General features: G+C 61.1%; 22 protein-coding genes. 7 read left to right on the plus strand and 15 right to left on the minus strand.

The window, feature by feature from the left end; all coding sequences use genetic code 11:
• Positions 1 to 10: 10 nt before the first annotated feature.
• The 4 genes from A7K61_RS09380 to A7K61_RS09395 all read right to left on the minus strand — a co-directional run bounded on the left by A7K61_RS09380 (position 11) and on the right by A7K61_RS09395 (position 6,229).
• On the minus strand, positions 11 to 1,723 hold the full coding sequence (locus A7K61_RS09380; RefSeq protein ID WP_069557464.1) for a putative 2-aminoethylphosphonate ABC transporter permease subunit: 1,713 nt from the start codon (positions 1,721 to 1,723) through the stop codon (positions 11 to 13).
• A gap of 1 nt (position 1,724) precedes the next feature.
• Positions 1,725 to 2,789 carry a putative 2-aminoethylphosphonate ABC transporter ATP-binding protein gene (locus tag A7K61_RS09385; protein WP_003195180.1) on the minus strand — a complete coding sequence of 355 codons (1,065 nt, stop codon included), beginning with the start codon at positions 2,787 to 2,789 and terminating at the stop codon, positions 1,725 to 1,727.
• Positions 2,790 to 3,036: 247 nt separating this feature from the next.
• Entirely contained in the window at positions 3,037 to 3,900 is an 864-nt protein-coding gene (locus A7K61_RS09390; protein WP_047712015.1) for a LysR family transcriptional regulator, read from the minus strand.
• A gap of 16 nt (positions 3,901 to 3,916) precedes the next feature.
• A complete protein-coding gene (locus tag A7K61_RS09395; protein WP_083263069.1) occupies positions 3,917 to 6,229 on the minus strand; it encodes a heavy metal translocating P-type ATPase in 2,313 nt (770 codons plus the stop codon).
• Positions 6,230 to 6,314: 85 nt separating this feature from the next.
• On the opposite strand from A7K61_RS09395, the gene cadR reads away from it, so the two are divergent.
• Positions 6,315 to 6,755 carry a Cd(II)/Pb(II)-responsive transcriptional regulator gene (gene cadR, locus A7K61_RS09405; RefSeq protein ID WP_069557466.1) on the plus strand — a complete coding sequence of 147 codons (441 nt, stop codon included), beginning with the start codon at positions 6,315 to 6,317 and terminating at the stop codon, positions 6,753 to 6,755.
• A 130-nt stretch (positions 6,756 to 6,885) separates the two neighbouring features.
• On the opposite strand, the gene A7K61_RS09410 is transcribed toward cadR, so the two are convergent.
• Positions 6,886 to 7,719 carry a thymidylate synthase gene (locus A7K61_RS09410; RefSeq protein ID WP_014720362.1) on the minus strand — a complete coding sequence of 278 codons (834 nt, stop codon included), beginning with the start codon at positions 7,717 to 7,719 and terminating at the stop codon, positions 6,886 to 6,888.
• Between the two features lie 51 nt (positions 7,720 to 7,770).
• The gene (gene lgt, locus A7K61_RS09415; RefSeq protein WP_003195189.1) at positions 7,771 to 8,583 is read right to left on the minus strand and encodes a prolipoprotein diacylglyceryl transferase; all 813 of its coding nucleotides are present in this window, start codon (positions 8,581 to 8,583) and stop codon (positions 7,771 to 7,773) included.
• A 216-nt stretch (positions 8,584 to 8,799) separates the two neighbouring features.
• Between lgt and A7K61_RS09420 the strand changes: the two genes are divergently transcribed.
• Entirely contained in the window at positions 8,800 to 9,546 is a 747-nt protein-coding gene (locus A7K61_RS09420) for an NRDE family protein (RefSeq protein WP_044269649.1), read from the plus strand.
• A gap of 98 nt (positions 9,547 to 9,644) precedes the next feature.
• Here the strand turns inward: A7K61_RS09420 and ptsP are convergent, their stop codons facing one another.
• Complete coding sequence (gene ptsP, locus A7K61_RS09425; protein WP_069557467.1) at positions 9,645 to 11,924, minus strand: phosphoenolpyruvate--protein phosphotransferase; 2,280 nt, start codon at positions 11,922 to 11,924, stop codon at positions 9,645 to 9,647.
• A 22-nt stretch (positions 11,925 to 11,946) separates the two neighbouring features.
• Positions 11,947 to 12,426, minus strand: a complete 480-nt coding sequence (locus A7K61_RS09430) for an RNA pyrophosphohydrolase (RefSeq protein ID WP_003176750.1) — start codon at positions 12,424 to 12,426, stop codon at positions 11,947 to 11,949.
• A 143-nt stretch (positions 12,427 to 12,569) separates the two neighbouring features.
• Here A7K61_RS09430 and A7K61_RS09435 point away from each other — a divergent pair, with 143 nt between their 5' ends.
• Entirely contained in the window at positions 12,570 to 13,226 is a 657-nt protein-coding gene (locus A7K61_RS09435; protein WP_069557468.1) for an HAD family phosphatase, read from the plus strand.
• A gap of 116 nt (positions 13,227 to 13,342) precedes the next feature.
• Here A7K61_RS09435 and A7K61_RS09440 read toward each other — a convergent pair whose 3' ends face one another.
• Positions 13,343 to 13,756, minus strand: coding sequence for a DUF2269 family protein (locus tag A7K61_RS09440; RefSeq protein WP_032894658.1), 414 nt, complete (start codon positions 13,754 to 13,756; stop codon positions 13,343 to 13,345).
• 40 nt (positions 13,757 to 13,796) lie between these two features.
• Positions 13,797 to 15,311, minus strand: coding sequence for a threonine ammonia-lyase, biosynthetic (gene ilvA / locus A7K61_RS09445; RefSeq protein ID WP_032894657.1), 1,515 nt, complete (start codon positions 15,309 to 15,311; stop codon positions 13,797 to 13,799).
• Positions 15,312 to 15,449: 138 nt separating this feature from the next.
• Here ilvA and rpiA point away from each other — a divergent pair, with 138 nt between their 5' ends.
• Both rpiA and A7K61_RS09455 read left to right on the plus strand, forming a co-directional pair.
• Entirely contained in the window at positions 15,450 to 16,121 is a 672-nt protein-coding gene (rpiA, locus tag A7K61_RS09450; RefSeq protein WP_069557469.1) for a ribose-5-phosphate isomerase RpiA, read from the plus strand.
• 348 nt (positions 16,122 to 16,469) lie between these two features.
• Complete coding sequence (locus tag A7K61_RS09455; RefSeq protein WP_069557470.1) at positions 16,470 to 18,416, plus strand: autotransporter domain-containing protein; 1,947 nt, start codon at positions 16,470 to 16,472, stop codon at positions 18,414 to 18,416.
• On the opposite strand, the gene A7K61_RS09460 is transcribed toward A7K61_RS09455, so the two are convergent.
• The 4 genes from A7K61_RS09460 to A7K61_RS09475 all read right to left on the minus strand — a co-directional run bounded on the left by A7K61_RS09460 (position 18,417) and on the right by A7K61_RS09475 (position 22,700).
• Positions 18,417 to 19,325, minus strand: coding sequence for an SdiA-regulated domain-containing protein (locus tag A7K61_RS09460; RefSeq protein WP_044269658.1), 909 nt, complete (start codon positions 19,323 to 19,325; stop codon positions 18,417 to 18,419). It abuts the gene before it with no gap.
• A gap of 121 nt (positions 19,326 to 19,446) precedes the next feature.
• Positions 19,447 to 20,370, minus strand: coding sequence for an SdiA-regulated domain-containing protein (locus A7K61_RS09465; RefSeq protein WP_047712023.1), 924 nt, complete (start codon positions 20,368 to 20,370; stop codon positions 19,447 to 19,449).
• A 247-nt stretch (positions 20,371 to 20,617) separates the two neighbouring features.
• Positions 20,618 to 21,283 carry a fumarylacetoacetate hydrolase family protein gene (locus A7K61_RS09470; protein WP_069557471.1) on the minus strand — a complete coding sequence of 222 codons (666 nt, stop codon included), beginning with the start codon at positions 21,281 to 21,283 and terminating at the stop codon, positions 20,618 to 20,620.
• A 22-nt stretch (positions 21,284 to 21,305) separates the two neighbouring features.
• Entirely contained in the window at positions 21,306 to 22,700 is a 1,395-nt protein-coding gene (locus A7K61_RS09475) for an FAD-binding oxidoreductase (RefSeq protein ID WP_003195210.1), read from the minus strand.
• 205 nt (positions 22,701 to 22,905) lie between these two features.
• Here A7K61_RS09475 and serA point away from each other — a divergent pair, with 205 nt between their 5' ends.
• The gene (gene serA / locus A7K61_RS09480) at positions 22,906 to 24,135 is read left to right on the plus strand and encodes a phosphoglycerate dehydrogenase (RefSeq protein ID WP_069557472.1); all 1,230 of its coding nucleotides are present in this window, start codon (positions 22,906 to 22,908) and stop codon (positions 24,133 to 24,135) included.
• 142 nt (positions 24,136 to 24,277) lie between these two features.
• Here serA and A7K61_RS09485 read toward each other — a convergent pair whose 3' ends face one another.
• Complete coding sequence (locus A7K61_RS09485; protein ID WP_069557473.1) at positions 24,278 to 24,718, minus strand: DUF4399 domain-containing protein; 441 nt, start codon at positions 24,716 to 24,718, stop codon at positions 24,278 to 24,280.
• Positions 24,719 to 24,852: 134 nt separating this feature from the next.
• On the opposite strand from A7K61_RS09485, the gene A7K61_RS09490 reads away from it, so the two are divergent.
• Positions 24,853 to 25,326, plus strand: coding sequence for a transporter substrate-binding domain-containing protein (locus A7K61_RS09490; RefSeq protein ID WP_032894645.1), 474 nt, complete (start codon positions 24,853 to 24,855; stop codon positions 25,324 to 25,326).
• Positions 25,327 to 25,480: the final 154 nt, after the last annotated feature.

The following is a 25,480-nucleotide window of genomic DNA, read 5'->3' on the forward strand; positions in this document are numbered from 1 at the left end:
CAGGGATGTTTTATTGGCCGGGTGCGCGCTGGCGCCAGGCTTGGGAGCGGCGCAGCGCGCCACGTGAGGCCCACGCCAGCAGCAGCGAGACGCTGGCCGAGGTGAACAGGATCAGGGTCGACATGGCCGCCGCGCCGCCCACATTGCCGGCGTCGTCCATGTTCAGCACGGCGACAGCGGCGAGGATGGTGTCGGGGCTGTAGAGGAAGATCGCGGCGGACACGGTGGTCATCGCCGACACAAACAGGTAGCGCAGGATGTCCAGCAGCGCCGGCAGGCAGATCGGCACCGTGACGCGCAGATAATGGCGATACAACGGCGCCTTGAGGGACAGCGCGGCGGCTTCGAACTCGGCGTCCAACTGGCGCAAGGCGGTGGTCGCGGTCATCTGCGCGGTGGTCAGGTAATGCGCAATGGTGCACACCACCAGCAACGCCATGCTGCCGTACAACACATGCAGCGGGTTGCCGTTGAGGTTGAAGAAGAACACGTAGCCCAGCCCCAGGACCAGGCCCGGCACGGCCATCGGCACGAAGCTGAGCATGCGCAGTGCCAGGTTGAGGTTCTTCTGGCCCTTGGTCTTTTCCATCAGGTAAGCGCCAGTGAAGATCAGCACGCTGCCGATCAACGCCGTGCACAACGCCATGGTGAGGCTGTTGCGATAGGCCAGCCAGCCACCGCCAGCGGTGTCTTCGAACTGGTAGTGGTTGAGCGACAGCGACAGGTTGTACGGCCAGAATTTCACCAGCGAGGAGTACACCGCCATGCCGAACACCAGCAGCAACGCCGCGCAAATCAGCAGCACGAGGGCCAGGTAGCACCCGTCGCGCAGCCGCGATGGCGCTGGCTGGAACACCTGGGCGCGGCCGCTCATCGCGTCGCCATGCCGACGGCGCAACCAGGCATCCACGCCAAAGCTGAACAGCGCCGGCAGCAGCAACACCATGCCGATCAACGCGCCGCGACCGAACTGTTGCTGGCCCACCACGGCCTTGTAGGCCTCCAGCGCCAGCACCTGGTAATCGCCGCCCACCACCACCGGTACCCCGAAGTCGGTGATGGTCAAGGTGAACACCAGGCAAAACGCGGCGAACACCGCCTGGCGCGTGGCCGGCCAGGTAATGCTGCGAAACGCCCGGGCCGGGCTGGCGCCCATGCTCGAAGCGGCGTCGAACAAGCGCGCATCCGCCAGGGACAACGCCGACAGCAAAATCATCAAGGCATGGGGAAAGGTGTAGATCACCTCGCCGAGGACAATGCCCCAGAACCCGTAGATATTCTCCGAGAACAAACCCCGCAGCAGGCCCTGGTTGCCGAACAGATAAACCAGGGCAATGCCCGGCAGCATCGACGGCGCCATCAATGGCAGCAATGACAAGCCGCGCCAGATGGACTTGCCGGGGATCAGCGTGCGTTGCAGGGCATAGGCAAACAAGTAGGCCAGCGGCACGACGATGGCCGCCACACTGAGGGAAACTTTCAGGCTATTGCCCAGCAACCAGTGGAAGTTGGCGCTGCTCAGCAGTTCGCGCGCGGCCACCAGGCCACCGCCCTGCCCGGCTTCGCTGCTGAAGCCGCGCCAGAAGATCGCCAACAGCGGCAACAGCACCGCCACCACCAACAGGCCCAGCCAGAGCCATTTGCCGCCGACCACAAAGAGGCGGTCGCCCCACTCGGCGCGGGACACCTGTCGCGGTACCGGCAATGTCATCACAGCCCCCATCTCAGGCAAACACCTGCAGGCTGCGCGGCGGCAACGCCACCCAGATGTCCTGGGCGCCCAGGCGCGGCATGGCTTCCGGCGCCAGTTCAGCCAGCAACGGATGGCCTGGCAACTGCTCCAGTTCAAAGCTCATGCGGCAGCGGTTGCCGAGGAAGGTGATCTCGCGAACTTTGGCCGGGAACAGGTTTTCTTCATGCACCGGCGGGTTGACGCAAATGGCTTCCGGGCGGCAGAACAAGCGGCCGGACTGGGCGACACCCGCGTCCTCAGCCAGGCGCATGTTCAACCCACCCACCTGGGCATGGCTGGCGCTGTTACGGCTGAACGGCAACCAGTTGCCCTGGCCGACAAACTCCGCCACGAACGGCGTGGCCGGGCGGTCGTAGATTTCCTGGGGCGTGGCGTACTGCTCGACCTTGCCGTTGTTCATCACGGCGATACGGTCGGCCATCAACATGGCTTCGTCCTGGTTGTGGGTCACCATCAAGGTGGTGATGCCAAGGCGTCGCTGCAGTTGGCGAAGTTCGGTGCACAGGTGCTCGCGCACCCGGGCATCGAGGGCCGACATCGGCTCATCCAATAACAATAACGACGGCGCCGGCGCCAGTGCGCGGGCCAGGGCGACGCGCTGTTGCTGGCCGCCGGAGAGTTGGCCGGGGTACTTCTTTTCGCTGCCCACCAGGCCCACCAGCTCAAGCATCTGCGCGACCCGCTTGCGCACTTCATCGCGGCCGCTGCCGGTGAGGCCATAGCCGATGTTCGCTTCAACGCTGAGGTTGGGAAACAACGCGTAGGACTGGAACAGGATGCCGTAGTCCCGCGCCTGGGGTGGCAGCAGGGACACGTCCCGTTCGCCCAGGTAGAGCTCACCGCTGTCCTGGCGCTCCAGGCCGGCGATGCAACGCAGCAGTGTGGTCTTGCCGCAGCCGGAAGGGCCCAGCAGGCACACCAGCTCGCCAGCGGCGACGTCCAGGGAGACGTTGTCCAGCGCGGTGAACGCGCCAAAGCGCTTCTGGATTGCGCGCACTTTCATCGGTGCGCCGGGTTGGGTCAGGGCTGTGTGCATGATGGCACCTCATCGAACGGATGAAGGCCATGCTAGGGAGGGAATGCGTAGCGGGTGTGGCAGAAAGGCAAAAGGAGGTGATAGTGGTATTGGTGGATTTGTGTAGGACTCATGGTAATGAGCTGCCTGGTCTACCGCCTTCGCGAGCAAGCCCGCTCCCACAGGCTGACCGCATTCTCATGTTGAAACGCGATCAAATGTGGGAGCGGGCTTGCTCGCTAAGAGGCCCTCAAAGCCAGCGAAAAATTCAGAGGGGTGACATTTCCTTAGCCAAGCCAAGAAACGCCGCCGGCAACCGCGCCCCTTTGCGCTCCTTGAGGCAATACAGGTACTCCGGAATCTGCGGTGCATTCTCGATGGTCAGCACACGCAATTGCGGGTCATGGGGCACTTCCTGGCGAGCGATGATGCTGATGCCGATATTGCGCAGCACCGCCTCGCGAATCGACTCACGGCTGCCAATCTCCAGCAACGGCCCGTACCCCACGCCAGCGTTCTTCAACATCTCTTCCGTCAGCCGGCGGGTGGTGGAGCCCGCTTCACGCATCAGCAAGGTGTGCCCGATAAGCGCGCTCAACGGTACGTGATCAAGCTTGGCCAACGGGTGATTGCGGTGCACCGCCAGCACCAGCGGGTCCGTGCCCAGCACGCGGCGGATCAGCCGGGCATCTTCCAGCAATTGTGATGAGGCCGCGACATCGACGCGGTAATCGTCCAGCGCCTCAAGCACCTGCTGGGAGTTGCCGATTTCCACCGAGACTTCCACCTGGGGCAGGCGCTCGCGAAAGGCTTTGACCAGATCCAGGATGTAATACGGCGCCGTCGCGGCAATCCTCAACGCGCCCTGGACCTGGCCGTTGTTGCGCAGGAAAAACTCGATATCCGCTTCCTGCTGCAACAGCGCCTTGACCATCGGCAATAGCCGCGCGCCTTCGTCGCTGACGGTGAGACGGCGGCCGCCACGGTAGAACAACTCGACACCATACTGGCTTTCCAGGTTGCGAATCTGGGTGGTCACCGTGGGCTGGCTCAAGCCGAGTTTCTTCGCCGCCTGGGTAATGCTGCCCAGGCGGGCGACCATGAAAAACGCCTTTAACTCAGCACTCAGCACACCACCCTCTCATCCGCTATTTGCGCACCAGGCGCAGGCCATTGAACACCACCAGCAGGCTCACGCCCATGTCGGCGAAGACCGCCATCCACATGGTCGCCATGCCCATGAACGTAACGGCCAGGAAGATCGCCTTGATCACCAGCGCCAGGGCGATGTTCTGCTTGAGGATACTCGACGTTTGCCGCGACAACCGAATGAAAGCCGGAATCTTACGCAAATCATCGTCCATCAGCGCCACGTCGGCGGTCTCGATGGCGGTGTCGGTGCCCGCTGCGGCCATGGCAAAGCCGATCTCGGCACGGGCCAGGGCCGGGGCGTCGTTGATACCGTCACCGACCATGCCCACCCGATGGCCCTGGCCGTAGAGGGTTTCGATGGCTTGCAGCTTGTCGGTGGGCAACAGGTCGCCCTGGGCCTGGTCGATACCGACCTGGGCCGCAATGGCCTTGGCAGTGTGGGTGTTGTCGCCGGTGAGCATCAGGGTCTTGATGCCCAGGTCGTGCAACTGCTGAATGGCTTCGCGGCTGCTCTCCTTGACCGTGTCGGCCACGGCAAACAGCGCCAGCGGGCCGGACTTGTCCAGCAGCAGCACCACGGACTTGCCTTGTTTTTCCAGGGCGAAGAGTTTTTCTTCCAGGGCCTCGGAACACAGGCCGAGGTCTTCCACCAGGCGGTGGTTACCCAGGTGATAGGTCTGGCCGTTGATATCACCCCGCACACCGCGCCCGGCCAGGGCCTCGAAGTTATCCACAGCGTGAGTCGACAAGTTTTTATCCACAGCCGCGTTGGCGATCGCCAGTGACACCGGGTGATCGGAACGCGATGCCAAGCTGGCCGCCAGGGCCGGCGCGCTGTCTTCGATATTCGGGAACAGCGGCAGGTAATCGGTTTGCACCGGTTTGCCGTGGGTGATGGTGCCGGTCTTGTCGAGGGCCAGGTAGTCGAGCTTGTAGCCGCCCTCCAGGTACACGCCGCCTTTGATCAGGATGCCTTTGCGCGCCGCCGCCGCCAGGCCGCTGACAATGGTCACCGGGGTGGAGATCACCAAGGCACAAGGGCAGGCCACCACCAGCAGCACGAGGGCGCGGTAGATCCAGTCAAACCACACGCCCGCCATGAACAGCGGCGGGATCACCGCCACACCGAGAGCAAACAGGAAGACAGCCGGGGTGTAGACCTTGGAGAAACTGTCGACAAAGCGCTGGGTCGGTGCGCGTGCGCCTTGGGCCTGTTCCACGGCGTGGATAATTCGCGCCAGGGTCGAATTGTTCGCCGCTGCGGTGACCTTGTACTCCAGGGAACCGGCCTGGTTGATGGTGCCGGCAAAGACTTTATCGCCCACGGTTTTTTCGATCGGCAGGCTTTCCCCGGTGATCGGCGCCTGGTCGATGGTGGACTGGCCGGCCGTGACTTCACCGTCGAGGCCGATGCGCTCGCCGGGTTTTACTCGGACAATCGCGCCAAGATCAATGCTTTTGACCTCTTGTTCCAACCAGGAACCGTCGGCCTGGCGCACCGTGGCCTGTTCGGGGGTCATCTGCATCAGGCCGCTGATGGCGTTGCGCGCCCGGTCCAGAGATTTGGCCTCGATCAACTCGGCCACGGTGAACAGGAACATCACCATCGCCGCTTCCGGCCACTGGCCAATCAGGATCGCGCCCGTCACCGCGATACTCATCAAGGCATTGATATTGAGGTTGAAGTTCTTCAGGGCAATCCAGCCCTTCTTGTAGGTAGTAAGGCCGCCGCTGAGGATCGACACCAGCGCCACCAGCGCGATTACCCAGGTGGGCGCCACGCCGGTGAAATGCAACACCTCGGCACCCAGGGCACCCACGCCCGACACCGCCAACGGCCACCAATGCTTCTTGGCGGGCGGCGCGGCGGCGGGGCTGCCTTCTTCGATAGGGTCGGCCTGCATGCCGATGGACTTGATTGCTTCGATGATCGGCGCGGTGTTCGGCAGGTCATGGGTGACGCCGAGGATGCGGTTGATCAGGTTGAATTCCAGTTGCTGCACGCCAGCGAGCTTGCCCAGCTTGTTCTGGATCAGCGTCTGCTCGGTGGGGCAGTCCATGGCTTCGATGCGGAAGGTGCTCAGGCGCGAGCCGGCGGTGGGCGCCTCGCTCAGGGTCACGATGGCAGGCCCGGCAGCGCCGGAGCAGCAGGAGCCGGAATGGCCGTGGTTATCCACAGACGTGAGTTTGGCGGGCGCATGGTCATGTTTGTGATCATGGCCGTGGCCATGAGCGTGATCGTGATCGTGATCGTGATCGTGATCGTGCTTGTGGTCGTGCTTGTGCGGGGTATGAATGGAGTGGCTCATCAGGTCGCGTCCGTAAAGGTGCCTGTTGCCAAGTAAAGACCCTGTAGCCACTATAGGGTCAAGCACCCATTTGGAGATTGCTGCGATGAAGATCGGCGAACTGGCCAAACTCACCGATTGCCCGGTGGAAACCATCCGTTATTACGAGAAGGAAAACCTGCTGCCACCCCCGGCCCGCACCGACGGCAACTACCGCGTGTACACCCAGGCGCACACCGAGCGGCTGACTTTTATCCGCAACTGCCGCAGCCTGGACATGACCCTCGAAGAAATCCGCAGCCTGCTGGGGCTGCGCGACAGTCCCCAGGACCAGTGCGAAAGCGTGAATGCCTTGATCGACGAGCATATCCACCATGTGAAAGCGCGGATCGACGGGTTGTTGGCCTTGCAGGAGCAACTGCTGGACCTGCGCCAACGTTGCGGCGGTGGGAACCAGTGCGGGATCTTGCAGCAGTTGGAAGTCAGCGGAGGGATTGCGGCCAGCGAGGCCGAGCCCTCGCATGTGGGCAGAAGCCACCGCCACTAACACAAGCGAACACCGAACCCATGTGGGAGCTGGCTTGCCTGCGATAGCGGTGTGCCAGCAACATTGATGTCGCCTGACACTCCGCCATCGCAGGCAAGCCAGCTCCCACAGTTTCTCACCGAGTAAGGCTTTAGATAGCCACGTCGGCCTTGATGCTTGGGTCGGCGTCGTAACCCACGATTTCAAAGTCTTCGAACTTGTAGTCGTAGATCGACGCAGGCTTACGCTTGATCACCAGCTCGGGCAGTTTTTTCGGCGTGCGCGCCAACTGGGTCTGGATCTGCTCCATGTGGTTGCTGTAGGCGTGGGTGTCGCCGGTGGTGACGATGATCTCGTGGGGGATCAGGTCGCATTGCTGGGCCAGCATGTGGGTCAGCAACGCCAGCGCGGCGGTGTTGTACGGCAGGCCCAGGAACACGTCGGAGCTGCGGATATACAACTGCATCGACAGATGGCCGTCATGCACGAACGCCTGGTACAGCAAATGGCACGGTGGCAGGGCTTGCTTGCCGTTACGCGCGTTTTCCTGCGGGCTCTGGGTTTCGTCCGGCAGGTATTCGACGTTCCAGCCGTGGAACAGGATGCGGCGGCTATTGGGGTTGGTCTTGAGCGTGTGCACCATATAGTCGATCTGGTTGATCGTGCCGCCGTCCTTGGTCGGCCAGGCGGTCCACTGCTCGCCGTAGACCGGGCCCAGGTCGCCGTCTTCGGTGGCCCATTCGTCCCAGATCTTCACGCCATTTTCGTTGAGCCATTTGATGTTGGTGTTGCCGCTCAACATCCAGATCAGTTCGTTGGCGATGCTTTTGAAGTGCAGCTTCTTGGTGGTCAGCAGCGGGAAGCCGTCGGCCAGGTTATGCCGATACTGACGCGCAAACACAGCCTTGGTGCCGGTGCCCGTGCGGTCGCCCTTGGTCAGGCCATTGGTCACGACGTCCTGCAGCAGTTCGAGATATTGCTTCATGTTTTTACCCGTATCGTTGAAGCCAAGACCTCCTGGTCTTGGCATTCGAATTTAAAGCGCGGCGTTCTTCAGCGGCTGCGGGCGATTGTACGCCCACCACAGCATGCCCAGGCCCGCCAGGATCATCGGCAGGCTAAGCACCTGACCCATGGTCAGCCAGCCCCACGCCAGGTAGCCCAACTGCGCATCCGGCACCCGTACGAATTCGACGATAAAGCGGAAAATCCCGTAGAACAGCGCGAACATGCCCGACACGGCCATGGTTGGGCGTGGCTTGCGCGAGAAGATGTAGAGAATAAGGAACAGTGCCACACCTTCCAACGCGAACTGGTACAGCTGCGACGGGTGGCGCGGCAGTTGCGCCGGGTCGCTGAACGGCGGGAACACCATCGCCCACGGCACGTCGGTCGGCTTGCCCCACAGCTCGGCGTTGATAAAGTTACCAATGCGCCCGGCACCCAGGCCGATCGGCACGAAGGGGGCGACGAAGTCCATCAGCTGGAAGAACGACTTGCCATTGCGCCGGCCAAACCACCAGGCGGCAATCATCACGCCGATAAACCCGCCGTGGAACGCCATGCCGCCCTTCCACACTTCGAAGATCAGGGTCGGGTTGGCGAGATACGCAGACAGGTCGTAGAACAGCACATACCCCAGGCGCCCGCCGACGATCACGCCCATCGACATCCAGAACACCATGTCGGAGAGCTTCTCCTTGGTCCAGGTCGGGTCGAAACGGTTCAGGCGCCGGGAAGCCAGCAGCCAGGCACCGCCGATGCCGATCAGGTACATCAACCCGTACCAATGGATTTTCAGCGGACCGATGGCCAGGGCCACCGGGTCGATCTGCGGGTAAGGCAGCATTGCGACTCCTCGTTAAAACATTTAGTCATGACGCACCGGACCATGCCGATGTGCGATTAAGCCTGCGTTACAGCTGCGAGATCAAATTAAGAAGTTCACATACACACCAAACAGCCCGGCATGTTAACGGATCAGAGGTGCACGGCCCAACTTCGAGACGATGGAACACCTGCGCGTCTGTGGGTAGAGTGGCAAAAACACAAAAGGGGTCACCCGATGTGCCTGATTATTTTCGCCTGGCGACCGGGCCATGCCCAACCACTGATCGTCGCGGCCAACCGCGATGAGTTCTACGCCCGCCCCAGCCTGCCCTTGGCCCAGTGGGCGGATGCGCCCCGGGTCTACGCCGGTCGTGATCAGGAGGCCGGGGGCACCTGGCTGGGGGTGAACGCGGATGGGCGCTTTGCCGCCTTGACCAATATTCGCGACCCGCACCAGCCACCGGCACGCAAGTCTCGCGGCGAACTGGTTGCGCGGTTTCTCAGTGGTTCGCTGCCGATCGACGATTATTTGGCCGATGTGAATGGACGCTCGATTGAATACGCCGGGTTCAACCTGCTGGTGGGCACGCGGGATGAGCTGTGGCACTACAACGCCAAGGACACCGAACCGACGCGGTTGAAGGCTGGGGTGTATGGGTTATCCAATGCCGGGCTGGATACGCCCTGGCCGAAGTTGCTAAAGGCCAAGGCAGCGTTCAGCGCAGTACTGGAGAACCCCGAGCCGGAGGCGCTGCTGGAGATTCTGAGCGACCCGCAGATCGCGCCGTTTGCTGAGCTGCCGGACACCGGCGTAGGCCTGGCGACAGAAAGCCTGCTGTCGAGCGTGTTTATCGCCAGCCCCAGTTACGGGACACGGGCGAGCACGGCGCTGATTGTGAATGCCGATGGGACGCGACGGATGCTGGAGCGTAGCTTTGGCCCCCATGGAGGGCGGCTGGGTGAGGTCGAACTGAAAATCTGACGGCGCTTGGGCTGACGTCATCGCAGGCAAGCCAGCTCCCACATTTGGAATGCGGTTCCCTGTGGGAGCTGGCTTGCCTGCGATGAAGGCGCCTCGGTTTAGAGGGTTTTGGCCGAGGCCGGGTTGATCATCCGGGTCAGCCCCAGGTTCTTCAACGCCAGTTGCAGCGAGCTGTGGATAACTTGCGGGTTGTCGATGGTCATCAACTCGGCGAGCAAATCCTTGGCCCTGCTCAAGTCCACCTGGCGCAGCATCCACTTCACTTTCGGCAAGTTGGTGGCGTTCATCGACAGGCTGTCAAAACCCATCGCCATCAACAGCACCGCCGCCGCCGGGTCGCCGGCCATTTCGCCGCAGATACTCACCGGTTTGCCTTCGGCATGGGCGTCGCGCACCACGTGTTGCAGCGCTTGCAGCACCGCCGGGTGCAGGTAGTCGTAGAGGTCGGCCACCCGTGGGTTGTTACGGTCCACGGCCAGCAGGTACTGGGTCAGGTCGTTGGAGCCTACCGACAGGAAGTCCACCTGCCGCGCCAGTTCCTTGGCCTGGTACACCGCCGCCGGGATTTCGATCATCACCCCAATCGGCGGCATCGGCACATCGGCGCCTTCGTCGCGTACTTCGCCCCAGGCGCGGTGGATCAGGTGCAGGGCTTCTTCCAGTTCATGGGTGCCGGAGATCATCGGCAGCAGGATGCGCAGGTTGTTCAAGCCCTCGCTGGCCTTGAGCATGGCGCGGGTCTGGACGAGGAAGATTTCGGGATGGTCGAGGGTAACGCGAATACCGCGCCAGCCAAGGAAGGGGTTGTCTTCCTTGATCGGGAAATAGGACAGTGACTTATCGCCGCCAATATCCAGGCTGCGCATCGTCACCGGTAACGGGTGGAAGGCTTGCAGTTGCTCGCGATAAATCGCCAGCTGCTCCTTCTCGCTCGGGAAACGCTGGTTGATCATGAACGGCACTTCGGTGCGGTACAGCCCCACCCCTTCGGCGCCGCGCTGTTGCGCACGGGCTACATCCGCCAGCAGGCCGGTGTTGACCAACAGCGGTACCCGGTGGCCATCGGGGGTCACACACGGCAGCTCGCGCAGCGAATCCAGGCCCTGGGCCAGTTGCTTCTCTTCTTCCACCACCTCGGCGTATTGCTTGCGCAGCACGTCGCTGGGGTTGGTGAATACCTCGCCGCGATGCCCGTCGACGATCATGTCGATGCCATCGACCTTGGAATACGGCAGGTCCACCAGGCCCATCACCGTCGGGATACCCATGGCCCGGGCCAGGATCGCCACGTGGGAGTTACCCGAACCCAATACCGAGACCAGGCCCACCAGCTTGCCTTCAGGCACTTCGCCAAGCTGGGTGGCGGTCAATTCTTCACTGACCAAAATGGTGTTATCGGGGAAGACCATGTTGGTGCTGCGGTCTTCCTGCAGGTACGCCAACAGGCGGCGACCCAGGTCGCGCACATCCGATGCCCGCTCGCGCAGGTAGGCATCGTCCATCATTTCGAAACGGTTGACGTGATCGGTGACCACCTGGCGCAACGCGCCCTGGGCCCACTGGCCGGTCTTGATCACGGTCTTGACTTCGTTACCCAGGGACGCGTCGTCGAGCATCATCTGGTACACGTCGAACAGCGCACGCTCTTCGGGGCGCAGTTGGGTGGCCAGCTTGGTCGACAGGTTGCGCATGTCGGCGCGCACGCCTTCGAGGGCGGTCTTGAACAGTTTGATCTCGGCGTCGATGTCACTGACGCTCTTGTCCGGCACCACATCAAGGTCGGCGGGCGGCAGCATGACCACCGCGGTACCCACCGCGGCGCCTGGCGAACCCGGTACGCCGACGAACTTGGCTTCCTGGATACCCTTGCCCTGGCGCCCTAGGCCGCGAATCGAGCCGGTCGCTTCGGCGTGGGCGATAACCCCGGCCAGTTGCGCGCTCATGGTCACCAGGAAGGCTTCTTCGCCTTCGTCGAACTGGCGACGCTCTTTTTGCTGGATGACCAACACGCCGACAACGCGGCGGTGGTGAATGATCGGCGCACCGAGGAACGAGGCGTAGCGCTCTTCACCGGTTTCGGCAAAGTAGCGATAACGCGGGTGATCGGCCGCGTTCTCGAGGTTCAGGGGTTCTTCACGCGTCCCCACCAGGCCCACCAGACCTTCATTGGGCGCCATGCTGACCTTGCCGATGGAGCGCTTGTTCAAGCCCTCCGTGGCCATCAGCACAAAACGGTTGGTCTCGGGGTCCAGCAGGTAAACCGAGCAGACCTGGCTGCCCATGGCTTCCTTGACGCGCAACACAATAATCCCCAACGCCGCCTTGAGATCCTTGGCGGAGTTAACTTCCTGGACGATCTTGCGCAGCGTATTGAGCATGGCTCGGGGTCGAACTCCGTCGTCAGTCGCGCGCTAAAAGGCGCGGGGCAAGCTCTTTGAGAGCGCGACGATAAACCTCGCGCTTGAATGTCACCACCTGGCCCAACGGATACCAATAGCTGACCCAGCGCCAGCCATCGAACTCCGGTTTACCGGTCAAATCCATCCGCACCCGCTGCTCGTTGGAGATCAGGCGCAAAAGAAACCATTTCTGCTTCTGGCCGATGCACAGCGGTTGGCTGTGGGTACGCACCAGGCGTTGCGGCAAACGATAGCGCAACCAGCCACGGGTACAGGCCAGAATTTGCACATCTTCGCGCTCAAGGCCGACTTCTTCGTTCAACTCACGGTACAAGGCGTCTTCAGGGGTTTCGTCGGGGTTGATTCCACCTTGAGGAAACTGCCAGGCATCTTGGTTGATTCGGCGAGCCCATAGCACCTGTCCGGCATCATTCGTCAGAATAATGCCGACATTAGGACGGAAACCATCGGGGTCGATCACGGCAACAACCTCGCAAACGCATGTCGCCGCATTGTTCCACAAAGGTTGTTCCAGCGGCAACGAGGCTTCTTACCTTATGTGCACTCTTGTGAAAAGACCGTATTCTGGACGCCTTTTTACAGACTTTTCAGCGAGTAACTGCAATGCGCCTGGCTTTATTCGACTTGGACAATACCCTTCTGGGCGGTGACAGCGATCACGCCTGGGGCGATTACCTGTGTGAACGCGGTTTTCTCGACCCGGTGGCCTACAAGGCCCGCAATGACGCGTTCTACCAGGACTACCTGGCCGGCCAGTTGGATAACGCCGCCTACTTGAACTTCTGCCTGGAAATCCTCGGCCGCACCGAGATGGCCCAGCTGGACGCGTGGCACAACGACTACATGCGCGACTGCATCGAGCCCATCCTGCTCCCCAAGGCCGTCGAACTGCTGGCCAAGCACCGAGCCGCCGGTGACAAGCTGGTGATCATCACCGCCACCAACCGCTTCGTCACCGCGCCGATTGCCGCACGCCTGGGTGTCGAGACCTTGATCGCCACCGAGTGCGAAATGGTGGACGGCCGCTATACCGGGCGCAGCACTGATGTGCCGTGCTTTCGCGAGGGCAAGGTGACACGTTTGAACCGCTGGTTGGAAGAAACCGGGCATAGCCTGCAAGACAGCTACTTCTACAGCGATTCGATGAATGATTTGCCGTTGTTGGAGCAGGTGACTCACCCGGTGGCAGTGGATCCGGATCCGAATTTGCGCGCTGAGGCTGAAAAGCGTGGCTGGCCGGTGATTACACTGCGTAGCTGACCGGCTTCACCTGTAGGAGCGAGCTTGCTCGCGAAAATCGTCAACGATGACGCGCGCATCCTGAATGAACGCGGCGCCCTTGAGTTTTTCGCGAGCAAGCTCGCTCCTACAGGGAATCAAACAGGCTTGGCACCCATAAGCCCTGCAATCGCCACAAACCCCACCAGGCTGACCACCGCCAGCACCAAGGTGAAATTCAGGCTCCCGCCCTCGCCCTTGCGCAGCCGATTGAGCCGCGCCACCAGCCAGAACCACGCCAGCGCCGCCACGGTGTAGAGGATGCTGGAGCCCAAGATCCAGGTTTGCCCCAATGGCCAGCCGAGCAGGTGCACCAGCCACCAGCCGGTGAACGGCATGCTCACCAAGCAAATGCCCATCAGCAGCCATACAAATACCCAGGGGCGTTGCACGGTCGCGGCCGGGCCAGCGCTGCGTTTACGCCAGGCCAATACCGCCAGGCCCAGGCCGCTGAGCAGCAGCAATACCGTGGCGGTGATGTGGATCACCTTGAGGGTGGTCAGCGTTTCCATGGTCTCTATTCCTTATAGGCCGCTCAGTCAGCGTAGTCGCTCAACCGAGGAACAGCTGGTAAGCCGGGTTTTCGCTTTCATCCCAGTACGGGTAGCCGATTTGCGCCAACGCGGCAGGCACCAGGTGGCGCTCGTCCGCCGGTACTTGCAGCCCGGCAACCACACGGCCGTCTGCCGCGCCGTGGTTGCGATAGTGGAACATCGAGATGTTCCAGCGCCCGCCGAGCTTGTGGAGGAAGTTGAACAACGCCCCCGGCCGCTCCGGGAATTCGAAGCGAAACACCAGCTCGTCGCTGACTTTGGCCGCATGCCCGCCGACCATATGGCGGATGTGCAACTTGGCCAGTTCGTTCTCGGTGAGGTCCAGCACCGGGAAACCCTGGCTGGTCAGGCTGGCCACCAACGCGCTGCGCGGGTCGTTCTCCGGGTGGGTCTGCACGCCGACGAAAATGTGCGCTTCGCTGCCAGAGTGGTAGCGGTAATTGAATTCGGTGATCTGGCGTTTGCCCACCGCTTCGCAGAAGGCCTTGAAGCTGCCCGGCCGCTCAGGGATCGTCACCGCGATGATGGCTTCACGGCCTTCACCCAGTTCGGCGCGCTCGGCCACGTGGCGCAAACGGTCGAAGTTGACGTTGGCGCCCGAGTCGATGGCGACAAAGGCCTGGCCGCTGACGCCGCGGGTCTCGACGTACTTTTTGATCCCGGCCACGCCCAGCGCGCCGGCCGGCTCGGTGATGGAGCGGGTGTCGTCGTAGATGTCCTTGATCGCCGCGCAGATTTCATCGGTGCTGACGGTGATCACTTCATCCACGTAGTCTTTGCAAATGTCGAAGGTGTGCTGGCCGATCTGCGCCACCGCCACGCCGTCGGCAAAGATGCCAACGGTGGGCAATACCACGCGCTCGCCCGCCGCCATGGCAGCTTGCAGGCAGTTGGAGTCGTCCGGCTCCACGCCGATGATCTTGATCTCCGGGCGCAGGTATTTCACATACGCCGCAATCCCGGCGATCAGGCCGCCGCCGCCCACCGGTACGAAAATCGCGTCCAGCGGCCCTGGGTGCTGGCGCAGGATTTCCATCGCCACGGTGCCCTGCCCGGCAATGGTGTGCGGATCATCGTAGGGGTGGATGTACACGTAGCCTTTTTCGTCGACCAGCTTGAGCGAGTAGGCCAGGGCTTCCGGGAAGGAATCACCGTGCAGCACCACTTTGCCGCCACGGGAGCGCACGCCTTCGACCTTGATCTCTGGGGTGGTCTTGGGCATCACGATGGTGGCTTTCACCCCCAGCACCTTGGCCGCCAGGGCCAGGCCCTGGGCATGGTTGCCGGCCGACGCAGTGACGACGCCGCGCGCACGTTCTTCGGCACTGAGCTGGGTCAGCTTGTTGTAGGCGCCGCGAATCTTGAACGAGAACACCGGCTGCAAGTCTTCGCGCTTGAGCCAAATCTTGTTACCCAGCCGCTCGGAGAGCTGGCGGGCAGTCTGCAAGGGGGTTTCCACGGCGATGTCGTAAACGCGCGAGGTGAGGATTTTTTTGACGTAGTGTTCAAGCATCGGCAGGCATCTACTTCACGGGTTGGGCAGGGCCAAGGAGTCTAACCCAGCGTTTGGCCGGGCGACCACACGAATCCCGAGGTTTTGTTGGGTTATACTCGCCGCCCTCGTTAATTCCCCGCCCGTTCCGGAGCCCGCATGACCCAGGATCAACTCAAACAGGCAGTGGCCCAGGCCGCTGTCGATTTAATCCTTCCTAAACTCGACGACAAGAGCATCGTCGGTGTCGGCACCGGTTCCACCGCCAACTGCTTTATCGACGCACTGGCCCAGCACAAGGGCGCGTTCGACGGCGCCGTGGCCAGCTCCGAAGCCACCGCTGCCCGCCTCAAGGGCCATGGCATCCCGGTGTACGAGCTCAACACCGTGAGCGACCTGGAGTTCTACGTTGACGGCGCCGATGAAAGCGACGAACACCTGAACCTGATCAAAGGCGGCGGCGCGGCCCTGACCCGCGAGAAGATTGTCGCGGCCGTGGCCAAGACCTTCATCTGCATCGCCGACGCGAGCAAGCTGGTGCCGGTGCTGGGCACGTTCCCACTGCCGGTGGAAGTCATCCCCATGGCCCGCAGCCACGTGGCCCGCGAGCTGGTGAAACTGGGCGGCGACCCGGTGTACCGCGAAGGCGTGTTGACCGACAACGGCAACATCATCCTCGACGTGTTCAATATGCAGATCACCAACCCGGTGGAGCTGGAGACGCAGATCAACGCCATTGTAGGCGTGGTCACCAACGGCCTGTTCGCCGCGCGCCCGGCGGATGTATTGCTGCTGGGTACCCCGGAAGGCGTGAAAACCCTCAAAGTTTAAGAACAAACCGGGCTAATGTGGGAGCGGGCTTGCTCGCGAATGCGGTGCGTCAGTAACAAAAATAGTGACTGACACACCGCATTCGCGAGCAAGCCCGCTCCCACATTTTGTCAGGCGCTCGACTCAAGGGCCCTGTAACAAAAACGCTACTTTTCGCAGCACTCCTCGCCAAAACCGTGCGCTCTGTCACGGCATCCCCTGCCCCGCCTGTTATCCAATCGGATACAAATTACAGCCACGCGACCCACGCGTTTAACAATGCGCCAATTCGCAGCCGCCCATGGAATGAGGCGCGCATTGTGCAAAGGGTCTGGGCTTGAACGTCCCCCTCACCTCAAGGAAGACCTTGTGATAAAGCCTCTAGCCCTCGCCATCAGCGTTGCCAGTGCCCTGTTGTCCACCCATAGCCAGGCCTACGATTATGGCCAGCACGCCAACACCACCCTGGAAAAGCTGATCAACGATTACCCTGGCCGTTATCGCGGCACGGCCAATTTTGCCGGGGCAGCCGACTGGATGCAGAGCCAGATGGGCACCGCCTATAGCCTCAGCCGCCAGGACTTCACCTGGAACAACGGCAGCCGGGCTTCGCAAAACGTGGTGGCCTCTGCCGCTGGCACCAAGCCCCAGTACGTGGTGATTGGCGCGCACTTCGACACTTACTTCGGCCGCCCGACCCTGCAAGGCCTGGATGACAACGGTTCAGGCGCCAGCGTGTTGACCGAGGTGGCGAAGAACCTCGGCGGCCTGTCACTGGAAAATGGCCTGCAAATCGTCGGCTTCGGCGCCGAAGAAGAAGGCCTGCGCGGCTCCCGTGCCTTTGTCGACTCACTCAGCGCCAGCCAGCGCGCCAACATGCTCGCGATGATCAACCTCGACAGCCTGATCACCGGCGACATGATGTATGCCCACGCCGGCCAGAACAGTACCGCCAACCCGGCCTTGGCCTCCTTGCGCGAGCACACCTTCCAGATCGCCAAGGAGTTGAACATCCCCTTGTTCAGCAACCCCGGCCTCGACCCGCAGTACCCGAAGGGCACCGGCTGCTGCAGCGATGGTGAAGCGTTCGAACCGTTGAATATCCCGATCCTTTATATAGAGGCCACCAACTGGGAACTGGGCGACCTGGATGGCTACACCCAGACCGACAACCCGAAAATCCCCGGCGGCTCGACCTGGCACGACCCGAACGAAGACAACAAAGCCGTGCTGACCGACGCGTTCGGCCAGGCACGCATCGACCAGCGCCTGCGTGACTATTCACGCCTGCTCAGCCGCCTGGTGCTGGAACTGACCAACGCCGACCTGATGGCCTCGACCGCTTCCGGCGGTGCCGTTGCGCGCAATATGCAAGACAACCTGCAGCGCCAGCATCAGGCCCTGGTACGCCTGCATGATCGCCGCTGGCTGACCCTGCAAGCGGCCAGCCGCGAGGTGGGCAGCTTTGATGGCGAGATCGGCGTGGATGGCGAATACAACCCGGACAGCGGCTTCGACAACGCCCCCAACGCCGAGGCCCGGCGCCTGGGCCTGCATGCCCTCGGCGACTACCAACTGACTTCAAGCCTGAATATCGGCGCCAGCCTCAGCTACCTCAATGGGCGCGACAAGCTGGAACATCGTGGCAAGCTCGACAGCGACACCTGGCAGGCAGCTGTCTATGCGCTGCTCAACGATGGCGGGCCAAGCTGGCTGGCCGGTGACCTGAGCGCGGGCCACACGCGCTTCGATTCCAAGCGCAACCTGGTCATCCAGGCCAATGGCGGGCCGATCCTGCTCAACCAGCAACTGACCGGCGACACCGATGCCCTGGCGCTGGGCGCACGGGTGCTGGGTGGCTATGATTTTGAGTTTGGCGCGATCAAGAGCGGGCCGTTCGCCGGCCTGGACTACAGCCATTACCGCATCGACAAGTTCCACGAAAAGCAGAACCTGCGCACGGCCCTGGAGTACCAAGAGCAGTCTTTCGACTCCCTGGAAGCCAGCCTCGGCTGGCGCGTGCGCGGCGCGGTTGCCCTGCCCTATGGGCTGAGCCTGATGCCCTACGGCGACATCGCCTGGGTCAAGGAATTGGCCGATGGCCGCCTGGACGACCTGCAACTCACCGCACGCGCCGATGGCCAGGCCCGCACCGCCAGGCTGGGCTCAGTGGACAAGAGCTTTGCTCGTGCACAACTCGGCAGCCAACTGGCGATCACCCCACAGTTGGGCGTGTTTGCCGAGGTCAATGGCCGCCTGGGGCATGCCGAAGGCAGCCAGACCGGTTATTCACTGGGCGTGCAATGGATGTTCTGATCAGGGTTTCTTGAACACGTAAAACAGGTTCGGTTCGCTGACCATGTACAGCGTGCCATCGTCATCCATGGCGATCCCTTCGGCCTGGGGCACGCGCTTGCTCAGGCCATGGCGCCCTTTAAGCAACGACAGACTGCTTAGAGGGCGACCATCGATATCCAACTCCAAGACCAGGAACGACTCATCCGACAGCGCCAACAAATGGCCGCTGCGCTCGTCGTATTGCAGGCTCGACAGGTCGCGCACAAACAGCCCGGCATCGCGCTTGGGGTTGTTGATTACGTGCACCGAGTAGGTTTTTTCCGGTTTGAAATGGGGAAACCCATGCACCTCGTAGATCAGCATGGGGTCGCGCTCCTTGGCCACGAACAGGCGCTTGCCCACCGAATCGTAGGCCAACCCTTCAAAGCCCTTGTTGCCGCCGACGTGCACGCCCAGGGTCATTTGCTCCGCATCGGCGGCATCGAGGAACGTGGTGTCGTCATCCACATGCACCTTGATCAAGCGCTGCTGGCGCTCATCGCTGATGACGTAGATGTTGTCGCTGATAAATTCAACCGCTTCGGCATCGCCAAAGCCCACCAGGGGAATACGCCGCAGGATCTTGCCCTCCAGCGACAACTCGACCAGTTCGGCGTTTTTATTGGTGACGGTAAACAGGCTTTTGCGCACGGGGTCATAGGTCAGAGCCGACACATCGTCGTCGAGCCCTTCGATCACTTGGCCTTCGAGGGTGACGCGGTAATCCGCCAAGCCAATGGCACGCTCATCAGCCGGCTGGTACCACACCCGCCAGTTGAACCAGGCACGTTCGAACAGACGGAACTGCTGTGCAACCAGCCCGGCAGCAACCAGGGCGAGCAACAGCAGGATAAAAACAGCAGGTTTGGGGCGGGCAAGTCGACGCATCGGGGCGGGCTCAGAGAAAAAACTGGCGAATAGATATCAAGGTCACCTGAATTTAAACTTAAACGCACCGGACTGTCTGGCGAATGCCGTTTATAAAGAAAAGTCTGACGTAATCCGTCAGTTATTTCTGCTTTTCAAAGCGATAGAACAGGTTTGGCTCACTGACCATGTACAGGTTGCCGCTGTCGTCCATGGTCACGCCTTCGGCACGTGGGATCGTGTCTTTCAGGCCATTGAAGCCGCCAAGCAAGGTCATGAAGCTGACTTGCTCGCCCGTTTCATCCAGTTCCAGCAACAGATGGGAATCGGCCGACAGCACCAGCAAATGCCCGGTACGTGGGTCGATGGACAAAGCCGAGAGGTTACGCACATCCAGTTCGGTGCTGGCCAGTTTCTGCTTGTCGCCGGTCAGCGTGTTGCCATCGCTTTTCCAGGTGAACAAGGCCGGCGGGCGCTCTTCGCCCAGCACCAGTTGCTGGTTACGCTTGTCCCAGGTGACGGCTTCAAAGGCTTTGTTCTGGTCTTTGGACGGGCCCAGGTCATGGCTGGGGAAATCGGCTTTGTTCAGCGCGGTGGTGCTGGCGTCCACCTTGACCACGGTGAGGCTGTGATCGCGCTCATCGACCACGGCCATCAAGCCGTTTTCCATCACCGCCACGCCTTCCGGATTGTTCCAGCCGTTGAGCGGCATTTTGCGCAACACATCGCCTTGCAGGCTCAGCTCGACCAGGAAGGGGTTCTTGCCCATCACCGAAAACAGGGTTTTGGTCTGGGGGTTGTAAGACAGGTCTGATGCCTCGTCCTTCTCCATACCGGGCAGCAACTTGGCGTCGATCACCGCGTGATAGTCGGGTAGCCACACACTTTCGCGGCGCTCGGCCGAACTCTCGAAACGTTCCAGCACCCACAGCAGGCCGCGATCGTCCCAGTGCATGGCCCAGGCGATGCCATACAAAATGGCACCGGCCAAAAATACCCAGGAATACCAGCGCATGGACAAGCGTGAGCGGAGCGAGGTTTTCGAAGTGGGCAGAGGCACGACCATTGAGCGCTTTTCCGGAAAGTGAGCTGTAGGGGATAGCACAGGATTCAAGGACCCGCGCGCAAGAGCAGGGAATTATCCGGATGGCGTGTGAAAAAAATGCAAAAGCAAGGATTCAGGATGTAATGAAGAGCCAATGTGGGAGCGGGCTTGCTCGCGAATGCGGTGGTCCAGTCGTTGATGCATTGACTGACACTGCGCATTCGCGAGCAAGCCCGCTCCCACAGTTTGATCGCAGTTTGCCTGCTACTTAGCGCACAACGCTTACGAAGCGATTCACACCCGCCAGCTCAAGCACCACTTCATCCCCCACATTCAACGGGCCAACGCCCGCCGGGGTGCCGGTCAGGATCACGTCGCCCGCTTGCAGGGAGAAGCAACCCGCCATGTACTGGATCATCGGCACAATCGGGTTGAGCATCTGCGCGCTGTTGCCGTCCTGGCGCACTTCGCCGTTGATGCTCAGGCGAATGCCGATATCGGCCATGTCCGCAAAGGTACTGCTGACCACGAAGGGCGCAATCACCGCTGCGCCATCGAACGACTTGGCAATTTCCCACGGCAGGCCCTTGGCTTTGAGCTCGGCCTGCTTGTCACGCAGGGTCAGGTCCAGGGCCGGGGCGAAGCCGGAGATGGCGTCCAGCACTTCTTCCCGGCTCGGCTTGGCGGACAAAGGCTTACCGATCAACACGGCGATTTCCGCTTCGTAGTGCACCGAACCGCGTTCGGTCGGTATGGCAAAACCGCCTTCCAACGGCACCACGCAGCTGCCCGGTTTGATGAACAGCAGCGGCTCGGTGGGCACCGGGTTGTCCAGTTCCTTGGCGTGTTCGGCGTAGTTACGCCCGATGCACACCACTTTACCCACCGGGAAGTGGATGTTGGTGCCGTCGACATACTTGTGCTGGTAGCTCATGGAACGACTCCTTCAGGTGCGGTTAAACAGCGAAGATCTTGCCGGGGTTCATGATCCCGTTAGGGTCGAACACGGCTTTGACGGCCTTCATGTATTCGATTTCAACCGGTGAACGGCTGTAGGTCAGGTAATCGCGCTTGGTCATGCCCACGCCGTGCTCGGCGGAGATCGAGCCGTTGTACTTGGCGACGGTCTCGAATACCCATTTGTTCACGGTGGCGCACTTGGCGAAAAACTCATCCTTGCTCAGGTTTTCCGGCTTGAGGATGTTCAGGTGCAGGTTGCCGTCGCCGATATGGCCGAACCAGACAATTTCGAAGTCCGGGTAGTGTTCGCCGACGATCGCGTCAATTTCGCTCAGGAAGGCCGGCACTTTCGAAACGGTCACCGAGATGTCGTTCTTGTACGGCGTCCAGTGGGAAATGGTTTCGGAGATGTACTCACGCAGCTTCCACAGGTTGTGCAGCTGGGTTTCGCTCTGGCTCATCACGCCATCCAGCACCCAGCCCTGTTCCACACAATGTTCGAAGGTTTCCAGGGCGTGGTTGGCGACTTCTTCGGTGGTGGCTTCGAATTCCAGCAGGGCGTAGAACGGGCACTCGGTTTCGAACGGCGCCGGCACATCGCCACGGCCGAGGACTTTGGCCAGGGCCTTGTCGGAGAAGAACTCGAAGGCGGTCAGGTCCAGCTTGCTCTGGAAGGCGTGCAGCACCGGCATGATCGAATCGAAATCAGTCGTGCCGAGCACCATTGCGGTGAGGTTTTTTGGCGCACGGTCCAGGCGCATGGTGGCTTCGACCACAAAGCCCAAGGTGCCCTCGGCACCGATAAACAGCTGGCGCATGTCGTAGCCGGTGGCGTTCTTGATCAGGTCGCGGTTCAGCTCCAGCACATCGCCTTTGCCAGTGACCACCTTCATGCCGGCCACCCAGTTGCGGGTCATACCATAGCGAATTACTTTGATCCCGCCGGCATTGGTGCCGATATTGCCGCCAATCTGGCTGGAACCGGACGAGGCGAAGTCCACCGGGTAATACAGGCCGTTTTCTTCAGCGACGTTCTGCAACTGCTTGGTGACCACACCCGGCTGGCACACGGCGGTGCGGTCGGTGAGGTTCACGTCGAGGATCTGGTTCATATAGTCGAACGACACCACCACTTCGCCATTGGCGGCCACGGCAGCCGCCGACAGCCCGGTGCGCCCACCCGATGGCACCAGCGCCACCTTGTGTTCATTGGCCCAGCGTACGATGGCCTGCACCTGCTCGGTGGTCTTGGGGAACACGATGGCAGTGGGTGCGGGGGCGAAGTGCTTGGTCCAATCCTTGCCGTAAGCCTCCAGGGAGTCGGCATCGGTCAGCACTTTGCCGGGCTCAACCAGGGTCTTTAGCTCATCAATCAGGGCAGGATGGGTCATCGACAGAACTCTCGAACAATTCATGGTCATCCTGAGAACGCTTCACGTCGCAGGAATAGGTGTTTAGCGGGGTGCGTATGCTAGCATACCGCCCCCGCAGGACAGACCCAAAGGGCGTTTCTGCGGTGACGGCTTTCCTGCCGTCCGGGTCAGCTTAAGCGATCCGATTCCCTGCCATTTTTCTCCGGGATACAGGTTTACGCAGATGAGCAAGACTTCTCTCGATAAGAGCAAGATCAAGTTCCTTCTTCTGGAAGGCGTCCACCCATCGGCTGTCGACGTTCTGAAAGCCGCCGGGTACACCAGCATTGAGTACATCACCAGTTCTCTGCCGGAAGCCCAGCTCAAGGAAAAGATCGCCGACGCGCACTTTATCGGCATTCGCTCCCGCACTCAGCTGACCGAAGAGATCTTCGACCACGCCAAGAAACTCGTGGCTGTCGGCTGTTTCTGCATCGGCACCAACCAGGTCGACCTCAATGCAGCGCGCGAGCGCGGCATCGCGGTGTTCAACGCCCCGTACTCCAACACCCGTTCCGTTGCGGAGCTGGTGCTGGCCGAGGCCATCCTGTTGCTGCGCGGTATCCCTGAGAAGAACGCTTCCTGCCACCGTGGCGGCTGGATCAAGAGCGCGGCCAACTCCTTCGAAATCCGCGGCAAGAAGCTGGGTATCGTCGGTTACGGTTCGATCGGCACGCAATTGTCGGTATTGGCTGAAGGCCTGGGCATGCAGGTGTTCTTCTACGACACCCTGACCAAGCTGCCATTGGGCAACGCCACCCAAGTGGCCAGCCTGACCGAGCTGCTGGGCATGTCCGACATCGTCACCCTGCACGTTCCGGAAACGGCCGAGACTCAGTGGATGATCGGCGAGAAGGAAATCCGCGCCATCAAGAAAGGCGGGATCCTGATCAACGCCGCACGCGGCACCGTGGTCGAACTGGACGCCCTGGCCGACGCGATCAAGGACAAGCACCTGATCGGCGCTGCCATCGACGTGTTCCCGGTGGAGCCACGCTCCAACGATGACATCTTCGAAAGCCCGCTGCGTGGCCTGGACAACGTGATCCTGACCCCGCACATCGGCGGCTCCACCGCTGAAGCCCAAGCCAACATCGGCCTGGAAGTCTCGGAAAAGCTGGTCAAGTACAGCGACAACGGTACCTCGGTATCGTCGGTCAACTTCCCGGAAGTGGCCCTGCCAGCTCACCCGGGCAAGCACCGCCTGCTGCACATCCACCAGAACATCCCTGGTGTGATGATGGATATCAACAAGGTCTTCGCGGAAAACGGCATCAACATCTCCGGTCAGTTCCTGCAGACCAACGAGAAGGTCGGCTACGTGGTGATCGACGTCGACGCCGAGTACTCGGACCTGGCGCAAGAGAAGCTGCAGCACATCAACGGCACTATTCGTAGCCGCGTGTTGTTCTAGTAGGAGCGAGCTTGCTCGCGAAGAACGTCAACGATGACGCGTTTAACCTTAACCTGATTAAACGCAGCGCCCTTGGGATTTTCGCGAGCAAGCTCGCTCCTACCAATAAAAAACGGGAGCCCCGCAAAGGGCTCCCGTTTTTTTATTTGACGTTAACAGTGATCACTTTCGAGGCAACAGTGGGTTCGAACTGGCGATGCACGTTGTCGCCGGCCACCAGTTGCAGGGTGTGCTTGCCTGGCGTCAGGGTCAGCTCGGTTTCGGTCTGCGCCTTGCCGAAGTGAATCGAGGTAGGCGTGGCCGGGATCGCCTCGTTGGCGTTGAGCGCCCCCACTTCCTGGTCTACCAGCAGGTGGTGGTGACCGGCGTTAGGCACTTGCTTGTCGATCGGCTCCAGGTCCAGCTTCTTGACCCCGAATTTGACGGTTAAGGTTTGGCCGACGGTGGCGCCATCTTGCGGCGAGACAATAAACACTTCGGCGCCTTCAGGTGCAGGCGTACGAGGAAGGTCTGCGGCGCTGGCCAACAGCGAGGTACCCAGCAAAAGGCTGGCAATCGTTGCACGGGACAAAAGGGCTTTCATTCGCTTCTCCAGTTTTTCGGTGAAATCTGTAGGGTTATGACAACTTCGCGATAAATTGCGGTCCAAGGCACCCGACACCATAACAAAACGTTGCTGAACGGCGCCTCGCCTGTACGAATTCTTTAGGAGTGACCATGCGCTTTTCGCCTGGCCTGTTGCTGTTGCTTACTCTTCTGAGCCCCTTGGCCCATGCCGAACTGATTGACGACGTCAACGATCGCGGTGAACTGCGCATCGCCCTGGAAGCCAACACCCCGCCGTACAATTTCAAAGAGGGCGACAAACTCGCCGGCTTTGAAGTGGAGCTGGGTGAACTGCTGGCCAAAGAAATGGAGGTGCGCTCCTCGTTTATCACCACCGATAACGCCGACCTGCTATCCGGCGTGGAAACCGGCAAGTACGACGTGGCCATTAACCATATCGCTATGACTGCCGAGCTTGAGGATCGTTTCGATTTCAGTGAGGCTTATCACCAGAAGCCGCAATTGGCGATCCCGTTTCAGAAGGGCAACCCGGCGTTCAAAAGCAGTTTGAATGGGGCGTTGAAGCGGCTGAAGGACGATGGCCGGCTGAAGGCGCTGACAAAGAAGTGGTTCGAGATGCAGTAAATGTGGGAGCTGGCTTGCCTGCGATAGCGATCTGTCAGCTACGCATAAGCTGTTGATACACCGCTATCGCAGCATAGATATCTACACAACTCTGTAACAGTCGACGGCAACCACGATGCGAAGCGAGCCGCTCTTGATCTTGCTCTTGATCTTA

Origin of the sequence: Pseudomonas sp. AP42 (assembly GCF_001728935.1) — a bacterium.
Classification (GTDB): Bacteria; Pseudomonadota; Gammaproteobacteria; order Pseudomonadales; family Pseudomonadaceae; genus Aquipseudomonas; species Aquipseudomonas lactis.

Excerpts from the sequence above, each read along its gene's own strand:
- A7K61_RS09380 (WP_069557464.1), bottom strand. The coding sequence starts at position 1,723 with ATGGGGGCTGTGATGACATTGCCGGTACCGCGACAGGTGTCCCGCGCC.
- A7K61_RS09385 (WP_003195180.1), bottom strand. The coding sequence starts at position 2,789 with ATGCACACAGCCCTGACCCAACCCGGCGCACCGATGAAAGTGCGCGCA.
- A7K61_RS09395 (WP_083263069.1), bottom strand. The coding sequence starts at position 6,229 with ATGAGCCACTCCATTCATACCCCGCACAAGCACGACCACAAGCACGAT.
- cadR (WP_069557466.1), top strand. The coding sequence starts at position 6,315 with ATGAAGATCGGCGAACTGGCCAAACTCACCGATTGCCCGGTGGAAACC.
- A7K61_RS09410 (WP_014720362.1), bottom strand. The coding sequence starts at position 7,719 with ATGAAGCAATATCTCGAACTGCTGCAGGACGTCGTGACCAATGGCCTG.
- lgt (WP_003195189.1), bottom strand. The coding sequence starts at position 8,583 with ATGCTGCCTTACCCGCAGATCGACCCGGTGGCCCTGGCCATCGGTCCG.
- A7K61_RS09420 (WP_044269649.1), top strand. The coding sequence starts at position 8,800 with ATGTGCCTGATTATTTTCGCCTGGCGACCGGGCCATGCCCAACCACTG.
- ptsP (WP_069557467.1), bottom strand. The coding sequence starts at position 11,924 with ATGCTCAATACGCTGCGCAAGATCGTCCAGGAAGTTAACTCCGCCAAG.
- A7K61_RS09435 (WP_069557468.1), top strand. The coding sequence starts at position 12,570 with ATGCGCCTGGCTTTATTCGACTTGGACAATACCCTTCTGGGCGGTGAC.
- A7K61_RS09440 (WP_032894658.1), bottom strand. The coding sequence starts at position 13,756 with ATGGAAACGCTGACCACCCTCAAGGTGATCCACATCACCGCCACGGTA.
- ilvA (WP_032894657.1), bottom strand. The coding sequence starts at position 15,311 with ATGCTTGAACACTACGTCAAAAAAATCCTCACCTCGCGCGTTTACGAC.
- rpiA (WP_069557469.1), top strand. The coding sequence starts at position 15,450 with ATGACCCAGGATCAACTCAAACAGGCAGTGGCCCAGGCCGCTGTCGAT.
- A7K61_RS09460 (WP_044269658.1), bottom strand. The coding sequence starts at position 19,325 with ATGCGTCGACTTGCCCGCCCCAAACCTGCTGTTTTTATCCTGCTGTTG.
- A7K61_RS09465 (WP_047712023.1), bottom strand. The coding sequence starts at position 20,370 with ATGGTCGTGCCTCTGCCCACTTCGAAAACCTCGCTCCGCTCACGCTTG.
- A7K61_RS09470 (WP_069557471.1), bottom strand. The coding sequence starts at position 21,283 with ATGAGCTACCAGCACAAGTATGTCGACGGCACCAACATCCACTTCCCG.
- A7K61_RS09475 (WP_003195210.1), bottom strand. The coding sequence starts at position 22,700 with ATGACCCATCCTGCCCTGATTGATGAGCTAAAGACCCTGGTTGAGCCC.
- serA (WP_069557472.1), top strand. The coding sequence starts at position 22,906 with ATGAGCAAGACTTCTCTCGATAAGAGCAAGATCAAGTTCCTTCTTCTG.
- A7K61_RS09485 (WP_069557473.1), bottom strand. The coding sequence starts at position 24,718 with ATGAAAGCCCTTTTGTCCCGTGCAACGATTGCCAGCCTTTTGCTGGGT.
- A7K61_RS09490 (WP_032894645.1), top strand. The coding sequence starts at position 24,853 with ATGCGCTTTTCGCCTGGCCTGTTGCTGTTGCTTACTCTTCTGAGCCCC.